General features: G+C 54.6%; 7 protein-coding genes. 3 read left to right on the forward strand and 4 right to left on the reverse strand.

The window, feature by feature from the left end; translation table 11 throughout:
* Positions 1-793 precede the first annotated feature (793 nt).
* Positions 794-1,132 carry a hypothetical protein gene (locus tag IB256_RS30360; protein ID WP_225602042.1) on the forward strand — a complete coding sequence of 113 codons (339 nt, stop codon included), beginning with the start codon at positions 794-796 and terminating at the stop codon, positions 1,130-1,132.
* Positions 1,133-1,443: 311 nt separating this feature from the next.
* Positions 1,444-2,838: a tyrosine-type recombinase/integrase gene (locus tag IB256_RS30365; RefSeq protein ID WP_192404990.1), complete on the forward strand. Its 1,395-nt coding sequence runs from the start codon at positions 1,444-1,446 to the stop codon at positions 2,836-2,838.
* Positions 2,839-4,354: 1,516 nt separating this feature from the next.
* Here IB256_RS30365 and IB256_RS30370 read toward each other — a convergent pair.
* Positions 4,355-5,407: an inovirus-type Gp2 protein gene (locus tag IB256_RS30370; RefSeq protein WP_192404991.1), complete on the reverse strand. Its 1,053-nt coding sequence runs from the start codon at positions 5,405-5,407 to the stop codon at positions 4,355-4,357.
* Positions 5,408-5,737: 330 nt separating this feature from the next.
* Positions 5,738-5,968 carry a helix-turn-helix transcriptional regulator gene (locus IB256_RS30375; protein WP_043243021.1) on the reverse strand — a complete coding sequence of 77 codons (231 nt, stop codon included), beginning with the start codon at positions 5,966-5,968 and terminating at the stop codon, positions 5,738-5,740.
* A 193-nt stretch (positions 5,969-6,161) separates the two neighbouring features.
* Between IB256_RS30375 and IB256_RS30380 the strand changes: the two genes are divergently transcribed.
* Positions 6,162-7,847, forward strand: a complete 1,686-nt coding sequence (locus IB256_RS30380; RefSeq protein ID WP_192404992.1) for a YfjI family protein — start codon at positions 6,162-6,164, stop codon at positions 7,845-7,847.
* A gap of 255 nt (positions 7,848-8,102) precedes the next feature.
* On the opposite strand, the gene IB256_RS30385 is transcribed toward IB256_RS30380, so the two are convergent.
* Entirely contained in the window at positions 8,103-8,627 is a 525-nt protein-coding gene (locus tag IB256_RS30385) for a hypothetical protein (RefSeq protein ID WP_192404993.1), read from the reverse strand.
* 63 nt (positions 8,628-8,690) lie between these two features.
* A complete protein-coding gene (locus IB256_RS30390; protein WP_192404994.1) occupies positions 8,691-9,578 on the reverse strand; it encodes a hypothetical protein in 888 nt (295 codons plus the stop codon).
* Between the last annotated feature and the right edge of the window lie 457 nt (positions 9,579-10,035).

Here is a 10,035-nt window from a genome sequence, read left to right on the forward strand (position 1 = left end):
CATCAGCGGGAGGCGCATTCTACAGCGATCAAACTCGCTGTCAACCACCTCGGCGATCTTCTTTTCAGCTCGCTGCCGGAGCAGCTAATGAAGAGCGGCAAGTGAATCACCTGCCTGACCACCACCCCCAACTTCGAATCTCTGTAAGTACTTGATTTTCAAGTTCTTTCAGCGCTTCGTCGCTGGGAGTGGTGCGCATTATAGGGAGTTTAAATCGGCCGTCAACGACTTTTTGCAGAAAGATGACAAAGGGCCTCTCCCCTCCTCCTATCTATAGAAGCAGCACCTTCCTGCCCCACCACACCGGCGCATCAGCAGCGTCCTGCCGCCTATATAAAGAAGGCACCGCTGAACCTCACCTCCCCACTTCCCGGATCCCTACGCGCTTTGCAGGTTGCCGCCCCGGAAAACCCTCCGCCATCCTCCACCCGTCACGGTCAATCCCGTGACCTGGTTTGACGACCGGAACAGAGATGGCGCGAAAGCGCTGAAAGCGTATGCGGGAAACGGCGATGGTTTCCTGTAGGTCCTTTCATGCCTGTAGTATTTGCCACTGACTCTATGGCGGATCGCGCGGGGAGCCCCTCGGGTCTGCCGGTTCCATCTCCCGGCTCGTCAACCCTGCGCGGTCCGCCACCCTTCGCTTGATGACGACGCGTGGCGACTCCTCAACCTCGTAGATGGAGTTCCACCATGCAAAACGCCTATCGGCCAGTCGTTTTCCAACGCCACTCCCATCTATTACGCGCCGTCCTGATCAACGCCCACCGCCCCTACCGCCCCCCCCCAGCGCATGGACCCGGAACAGAAACGCGCCGTCATCCTGGAATACGCCAGCGGCCTGCGCGAAGAAGTCGAAGCCATCAGCGAATCCCCCGCCTACAAAGCCCTCTACCGTTTCTGGCGCCCCGCACACCGCAACATCACCCGCTGGCTCAGCGCCGAAGTCCTCCCCACCCTCCACGACGCCCAACACACCCCGAACACCCATCCGCACCGCGCCTTCATGACCTGGGCCAACCAGCGCATCGGCGTCATCAAATGGCAAGGCGAAATCTGGATAGCGCGACGGGACCTGCCGACTTTCCTGGCAGCGCATGATGATTGGGCAATGAGGGATGCGCCGAGCTGACGATCGATCTAGGTAATCCTTGCGGAAAGAGAAATGCAAAAAGGCCGGTTCATTGCTGAACCGGCCTTTTCAAATTTGGTCGGGACGGAGTGATTCGAACACTCTACCCCTTGCACCCCATGCGCTTATTTAATGGATTTACCTGGACGCTCATAGACACTGACGGAAAGCCTAAACCCTAGTAAATACGGGGCATACAGGCTAGATTAGCGTCCCTCACGCTCCACAAGCATCCACTGACAGCCAAGCGATTGGGTGGGGCAAAAGTGGGGCAAAATTTCAAAGCGACCGAATCGTGCAAGGGGTAGACGGTGGCGAAGCTGACGGCAAAGCAATTGGAAGCGCTCACCTCGGCCGACGACGGCAAGACGCTTCGTGAAGACGGCGGGCTGGTCGCCAAGGTTCGCGCGGGTGTGCGCGGCGTTACTGTCCTGTTTCGCTATGAATTCAAACTGGATGGAGCCAAACGCGATCATCGCCTAGGCAGCTGGCCCAAGAAGTCGCTGGCACAGATGCGCGCCGAACGCGACGAAGTGAAAGCGACCGTTACAAAGGGGATCGATCCCACTGCCGCCCGTAAGGCTGCCAAGATCGAAGCCCAAGCCGCTATCGCGGCCACCATTGCCGAAGCCGAGCGCCAGGCAGCGGAGAATAAGACAGTCGCCGACCTGTTCGAGGAATGGATGCGCGACGGCGTATCGCGTCAGGACGGCAATGCCGAACTGCGTCGCAGCTTCACCAAGGACGTGCTGCCGTTCATTGGCAAGACGCCTCTGCGCACCCTGACTGAGAAAGACCTGCTCAACGTCCTGCGCCAAGTCAAAGCCCGAGGCCTGAATCGCACCGTGGTGATTCGCAGCAAGGACATTGGCCAGATGTTGCACTGGGCCGAGAAGCGCAAGCCGTGGCGTGGCCTGATGGCCGACGGGAACCCAGCCGACCTGATAGACGTCAACAAACTGCTCGACCACGACTACGAGGAACAGCGCGACCGCCTCCTCTCCCCCGACGAAATCCGCGAGCTACGCGACATCTTTACCCGCCTGGAGCGCGACTATGACGCCCTCCCCGCCGGCCAAAAATACTCCGGCATCCGCCCGGTCAATCCGCGCGTGCAAAGCGCCGTCTGGATCTGCCTGAGCACCCTCTGTCGTATCGGCGAGCTGCTCAAGTCCGAATGGCGGCATGTGGATCTAGACAAAGGCACCTGGTTCATCCCTGCCGAGGCTACCAAGGGGCACAAGGGCAAGCGCCAGGATCATCACGTGTTCCTGTCACCATTCGGGTTGAGCCAGTTCAAGCGTCTGAAAGTAGAAACCGGTCATACCCCATTCTGCTTCCCAAGCAAGGACGAGAAAAGCCATGTCGACACCAAGACGGTCAGTAAGCTGATCGGCGACCGGCAGTGCCGTTTCAAGAACCGCAGCAAACCGCTTACCGGCCGCCACCATGACGATTCGCTGGTGCTAAGCAAGGGCAGCAAGGGCGAATGGACACCGCACGATTTGCGGCGCACAGGTGCGACTATGATGCAGGAGCTGGGTGTAACGCTGGAGATAATCGACCGCTGCCAAAACCATCTGCTGGGTGGTTCCAAGGTTCGACGACATTACCTTCACCACGATTATGCCAAGGAGAAAGCCGAGGCATGGAGGCTTCTAGGAGAACGACTAGAGGCAATCCTGTTGACTCCATCAATTGAGTAGCAGTCCGTGCAGGCTGCAACTGGCCGCTAGCAGTCGTCAGCGATGGCTGCTTTCGGCCAAAAGCGGATAGTTACGCAGGGTTAGCAGTCCTTCCTTAAAGCTTGAAGCCGTCTATAGGAGCAGGGCGACACCTGTGTTGAGATCTCGCCTAGACGAATCACGGTTGCGGGCGTAGACGGCAGGGTGCCATCGCACCTGGAGCAAGTGATTGCCATGTGCCACCACTCGAATCAGAATGTGCGCAAAGGAGTTTCGGTTAGGTCAGGTCGAACATGCAAAGGATGCCAGCACGAGTGCAAAGCCAAGGATGATTTTCGCCCTGGGTCTATCCGTCGCAGCGCCGCTTATCTCGCGCCTCCCCACTGGCATCAAGCACGCGCCACGACTTCCTGTTGCAAGAGCACCAACAACCGAACTCCTTCCAATCCAGCGCGGCCCATGCCCTCACACGAGGGAGCTGTCGGATCCCACGCGAATCTCTCATTGTGCCGGCGTCGTTTACACACGCTCCCCGGCACCATCAAGCTTTCACTCGCAAGACATGGTGGCTCCGTGGGCAAGCGTTCGCCTCAATGCTCGCAGCCACTCAGACAGTAATAGCCAACCACTACACATTAGGCGTTGCTTGCGGCGTATACGACCGCAACAGAAGGCGGTCGCTAGACTCGAGCGCCTCCATTCCTGGCACACCAGACCAGGGATGAACGACCTTGGAACATGGGCTGAATTATGAGTTCTGTAGCAAGCAACGGTTCCGAAGACCAAAAGAAAGATAGCGATCCCTACAGCGCCGGAGAGCAGGGGCTGGGCTACATCTTCCAACCCCGCTTTGCGCTGTACCAGGCATTAGAGCTTCCAGAGGACACCGCAATCCTCATCGAGAAGGAAGATGACCTCGATTTCCTGGAGTCCTCCGGAAAGAAGACACTGGCCTCTCTCAAGCACAAGGCTGTTGGTGAACGCCTGACTGACCTGTCTGTCGACTTCTGGAAGTCGGTCAATATCTGGCTAACCCGTTACCATGCCAATGGACGGGTTGAGTCTGACTATCAGTTTTTCCTGTTCACCACCTCGTCCGTCGCGCCCGGTTCATTCTTGAACTTCTTCCTGTTCGGCGCCGATACAACCACGGCTCAACCCAGCCTCTGGCAACTAACAGAGAGCACGCTCGCCACCAGCAAGGCAAAATCGTTCGCCAAGATCAAGGACTTGCTCTCGCAGCTGACATCGCTGGAGAAAGAGGACTTCGTATCGAGAATCACGATTATTGACAGCACGCCTCGGATTGGCGATCTCCCAGCACTCATCAAGGCTCAGAAAATGCGGCCAATCCGGGCCGAGCACAGGGATGCAGTCTTTGAGCGGCTGGAAGGATGGTGGAATGACCTGATCATCCAGATGCTCTGCGACCCTCAGAGCGAGCCCGTATATGCCCGGGACGTTTCGGAGAAGCTGTTCAGCTTCAGTGAGGAGTACAAGGATGACAATCTCCCAATCACCTTTGAAGACGCGACGCCTACAGCCCCCATAGATGCGAGTACCGATGACCGGCTGTTCGTGAGCCAACTCCGTGATCTGAAACTAAGCCCCAGCCGTAGCCCCCGCGGCGAGCTCGTTTCAGTTGTCCCATCCGCAGGCACCGAGCCCCCTCGGGTCTCAAACGCAGGTGCTGAGAATCTTTGACGAGATACTTCACCGCCTCGCGGACATGGGGCCGAATCGCGCGATCGCTTCGCAGGATGTGGCCGATACCACACTTATCCTTGTACTTTTCCTTGTCGTGGTTGCAGCTGTATATGCAGCCCTGGCCACGTGTAATGTCTTCCCATAGCTCATCGAGCTGGGTGGCCTTGTAGAGGTACCTCTGTACCTCGTTGCCATTGAAGAAGTAGGCAGCGTGGATGTGGTAGCCCCTGCCGTCGTCCCGATTCCCTTGCTCCACCGCGCAGATGTGGCCGATGAGGTGGTCGAAAATCGGGTTGCGCCTATGCTCAGCAATCAGCCGATCCAAGTCATCGAAAACGTGTTCAACACGTAGCCTGGCTTGAGCCTCAGGTCGGTAGTGAAAGTCGACTCTGACAATGGTGATGCGCGAGTACAGCTCGCAGAGTGCTTCCGCGTAGTCACAGACTCGGATCTCCTGCTGATCAGCCAGATCACGACGATCCCTAGCCCTACGCCGATACCACTGCTCACCAGTCAACTGACGGATCCGTGCGGTGAGGACGTTCATGCTGCGGAAATGGTCTAGCCACTTCGTCCCTTCTTCATTCAGACAGACAGGGCCATCAGGATGGAGCTCCAGGCCGATATCCTGGCAGGCCGCCTTGAACACTTGCAGGTGCTCACTGTAGCTGTAGTCCACACGGTCATCGAACAGGTCCACCATCTGCTGGATGTGATCGAAATACCGGGAAAGCCTGGTCACCTTGATTCGCTCATACCCAGACCGTGCCTGGATGAATCGGAAGGCTGGAGTGTCGTGACGCGCGATAGCCTGGACGAGTGACTCGATCCGCAGGGCAGTATCAGATTGGGAGAGGTGGGTATAGGTCTTGCGGTTGGTCATGGCGGTTACCTGGTGGGTTGTTCACATACCAGAATCCGGGGTAGTTCTAAAAAACTGATCCCCCATGACGGAGTAGAGAATGCTGATCCGGCTGAGTGGGCCTTAACTATCAGAATCAAGTGATTGATAGTAATTGCTATATAACTAGAAGCAGCTCACCTCGAATCAGGAAATCCCGGCCAGGCCGTACAACGAGGAACACGATTGCCGCGCCTGCCGGGAAATTTTCCGCACTACCTCATGGCAGAGTTAGCTGAGAATGCAGAACTCTTCCAAGCGGCATAAGCGCCATGACTAGCTAGCAACCGGTCATGGCGCAAATGGTGATTTCTAGCTGGCCATACTCAGGTGACCGGTGGAGCGCACTGCAACGCCCTCGGCCAGGTCACGTTCTTCGATCCTTGCCAGGATCCAGTCATGCACTTCGCTGTCGACCCAGCCGACGCAGCGGTCGCCCAGTGATACCGGTTTCGGAAAGGTGCCCTCCCCGATGTGCTTGTAGATGGTCGACCGCGCCAGGCCAGTCGAGTCGATGACTTCTTTCAGTCGGATGATCCTCATGAGCAGCCTCCTCTGTTAGCTCAGAGAATGTGCAGGTGCGGTAATAAAAAACCGCTCCGAGGCAACGAGCCGATCCGTGATACGTCCCCCTGCATTGAGGCAGGGAAGTAAATCCATTACGTCATGATGATCTAGTGCATTAACAAAAATATCCGGCTATGTTGGCTAGTAGTAGCCAACATAGCCGCCAAAAATGAACGATACTCAAAATATTAATTCTGAAGCTCGTGATGAACAGCCGCCCTGCACAGAGGATTGGCCGCTCTTCCACGAGCACAGCCTGCTAGAGAGCGCAGTCGCAGAGGCGGCTCGAGAGCTCCAGGTTTCCCGTGAAATGGCAATGATGTGTGCCTTTGGGGCCATGGCTACGGCTTGCCAGGGGCATGTCGACGTCCAAATGCCTACCGGGTACCGAGTGCCAACCTCACTGATGCTGCTGACCATCGCAGATTCCGGTGAACGCAAGACCGTCACCCAGAAATATTTCTTCGAGGCGATCAGCGCGCTGAATGATGCTGCGTATCGAGCCCACGAAGATGCCTTGGTGGACTACCGGATCCAACACGAGCTATGGAAGACGCATAAGCGGCATGTGGATCGCATGTACAGCAAATGCGCAGCCAAAGAAGACGAAGCAGCCACACAGGCGGCCTTGGAAGTAGTGGCTAAACATGTCAGAGCCGAACCGCAACCCACCCGCTCGGGGAAATTTCTCTACGAGGACACCACCCCGCCAGCCCTAGTACAGATGCTTTACGAAAACACGCCCAACGGCTGTCTGCTGACTAGCGAAGCCAACAGTATTTTCAGCGGAAAAGCCCTGGGGGAACTCGACAAGCTCAATACGCTCTGGGATGGCAGCAGCGTGATCGTCGACCGCATTTCGAGGGAAGGTTTTGTTCTCCAAAACGCCCGCCTGACTCTGTCATTAATGGCACAGCCGAGCGTGATCAGCCGCTTCATGGGCAAGCGCGGCGAAGAGGCTCGTGGCACAGGCTTTCTCGCCCGCTTTCTGGTAGCCAAACCCCGTCCAATGGCCGGTCAACGCAGCCAACCCAATCTATCTGCGTTGCAACGCAAACAGGCTTTCAATGCCCGCATCCGTGAGCGCCTGGGCTCCCTCACTTCCCCTGATCGTCAAGTAGTGCACTTCTCAGAGGCGGCCGCGAATCTTTGGTACCAGTACAGTCGGCAACTAGAGAATCAGATGCAAGAAAATGGCCTATACCACTACCTAAAAGATCACGCATCCAAGTTGGTGGAAAACGCCAGCCGCCTGGCGGCTATCCTGCATGTGTTCGAGCGCTCCTCAGAAACCGACATCGAGATCGACTCTCTCACCTTAGGATTCTGCTGGAAGTTCGCCCAGAACTGTTCAAGGCACTTCATCGAACATCTAGCTAACGAGCCGCAGATCGTGACGGATGCGAATCACCTGGCGCACTACCTCCTGCAAATCGCTTACAAAACAGGTTCTTCCGGCGACCGCGACGAGAACAAGCGCGGATACAATCCACCACTCGGCACACGCCAGTCTGATACAGAGCTACCTGATCATCTGAGGACCGGGGCCCAAACCATTTTCTCGCTGACCCAACTAAAGCAGCTCGGCCCCCACAGCCTAAGAGGACGAGCCAATAGCGAGCGCTTGGAGGCAGCCATTGGACTACTGACCAAACTGGGGCACATCAAGAAGGAAGGCAGCCGCTATCGATTCCAAGAGTCGATCCTACTCCAAGAGGGAGAGCCCGAACTGAAGAACGGCGAAATCATCAAAATCAGGGAGCTTCCCTCGTTCAGTGAACAAGTGCATTGGAAGCCTGGAGTAACGAGGGGATATGGACCCAAACCTGGATACTTCATCAAAACCAGCGGTTAGCTGTGAAATGCATTGACTTGACTACCTACTTGCATAACCACTGACCAGTCAGTTGCACTCCAGCTGACAACGCGCGTGCATTCAACTCGACCAGCGCATGCCGTAGTGACGACCGGCAGAGAACGGCCAGAAGCCACCATTCGACATCAAACTTCCAAAGCGCCCTAATGAATAAGCTAACGGGAGGCCAAAAGCGTAGCTTTGGACGCCCAGCGAACGAAGTAAGCGATAGTCGAGCGTATTTCACTGTGCTCGCTATTTCTTGAACAGCTTCTTCAAGTCAACACTGAATCCGTAAATCCCTGGTTTCGCCTCAATTGAGTTTAGCAGCCGCTTAAAGGTCGTTTCTGGAGGCTGGGGAGACTGATTTTTATGCTGGTACTCAACGCATTGCTGCATTAAACGGTGTACGGATGTAATAACATCGAAGGCAGAGTCTAGGTCACATTTATTTAGAGAAAAGAAATGATGCTGGCCATCTTCAATTTGTAATTTTGAAAGTATCGTGGTGGAGACAAGAATTCCGGGCAGCTGGCCTTGAAGCTCCCACCAGAACGCACCAAGAGCATTGCGTACTTCTGCTTCGATACGAGGAGTGTTGTGTCTGTTCGGCATCAAAATTGTCGCATGTGGGCCAAATTGATCTCCAACATGAGCGAGCTTGCCTTCAATCTGGCGAGTAAAACTCTCTTGTTCTCCGTTGTAGTCCTCGAAAAGATAGTACGCGTATACCTTAGGGTCTTTGTCCGGATCTCCTAGATAGCTTTGAGTTACCCACATAGTTAGTAATCACTCCCAGCCATAAACACAAGACACAAGAGATTAATATTTTCCACCTGCCACTCAAACTACGGAGTCGTAATAAGAAACCATGTCTTCGTAATATTTAATGCCTTTCGAATGACCAAGCTCTTTGCCTAGCTCGGATTTGAATTTCTTCGAAAAGCCGCGAAGAGTGAGTTTCGAACGATCAATCTTTCCCATGTATTCGTGAAGATACATAAGAGATTCGAACTCTCCAATATGGTGCTGCACTACGTGTCTATCAAATTCGCGTGTGATTCCTGAAATTTGACCTAGCCATTTCTTGAACTTCTCTTCTGAAAGCGGGGTAATATCGTCTGTCCCTCGTCGAAGTAGGCGTGGCTTTACATCGAGTTCTCGCCCGAACGCGTGACCAACACCATTCCTAAAGATTCGAATTTTGTCTAGGTCATTCACGTTATCCCTAATATCGGGAAGCTCGCCAAACAAGGACTTCAATTTCGAGTACCGAGACGCCCATGTACCTTTAGTGACGCCAGCCAGTATTTCTGAATAGTCCGGATCAATTCCGACTTTCAACCATTGGACGCCATCAATGGCCTTGGATTTACCGTGCAGCAGTGCAGGATCAGATTTGAGAGCAACCAGAACGGCCCGCTGAAAGTAGCTTTCCATCGCACCTGTAGCCGCCATGATGAAACTAGCGCGCTTCCAGTGCCCCATATCCTTGACATGCTTCAGGAAGAGATTTCTCTCTTCATCAAATCTCGCGGCATTAGGGCCGGAAGCTTTCAATATACTCCTAATTCCTTCATCTGGAGATTTTCTAACGTGATACATGGAAAATTGCTCAAGAGCGACAGAGGACCAATACATATGGTTCAGCTGCGCTTCGTACTCACTAAATTGCCATAGCGCCCAACTTGTTTGCTCCGGCTTTGTCCAGCGATCAAATAAATACGCCACTTGATGTCCTTAGAGAGCGTGTGATTAGTCGTTATTCTCGCCAAGCCTGGATGGCTAGTAGCCCGAATCTCAGTGCAGATAGAGATATTGGCTCAGTTTGGAGTGGAGTCTTTTGATATGTAATAGCGCTGAGCTAGAGCGGCAATCTCTTCAACAGTTACGACTCCAGCAGCTTTAGGATTTGATACATGGTCGAAGAGTGCGTGGATGATCTCCTCCACGTCCGGTATTTCTATTCCGATATTGCGGCAAAAAATTGTCCGAACACGCCGGCCTTGTTCTATTTGCCGTACCAGAATTTCCCACTGATGGCCGCCAGGAATGACTGTGTGGTCTGTCCCGGGCTGAGTGGACACTGACTTAAGGTGGATAATGCCCACCGCAAGGAGTGTTCATGACCCAGACCAGACGACGTTTTCCCGAATCCTTCAAACGCGAGGCGGTAGACCAGGTGCTT

The sequence above is a fragment of the Pseudomonas sp. PDM17 genome, assembly GCF_014851985.1.
GTDB lineage: Bacteria > Pseudomonadota > Gammaproteobacteria > Pseudomonadales > Pseudomonadaceae > Pseudomonas.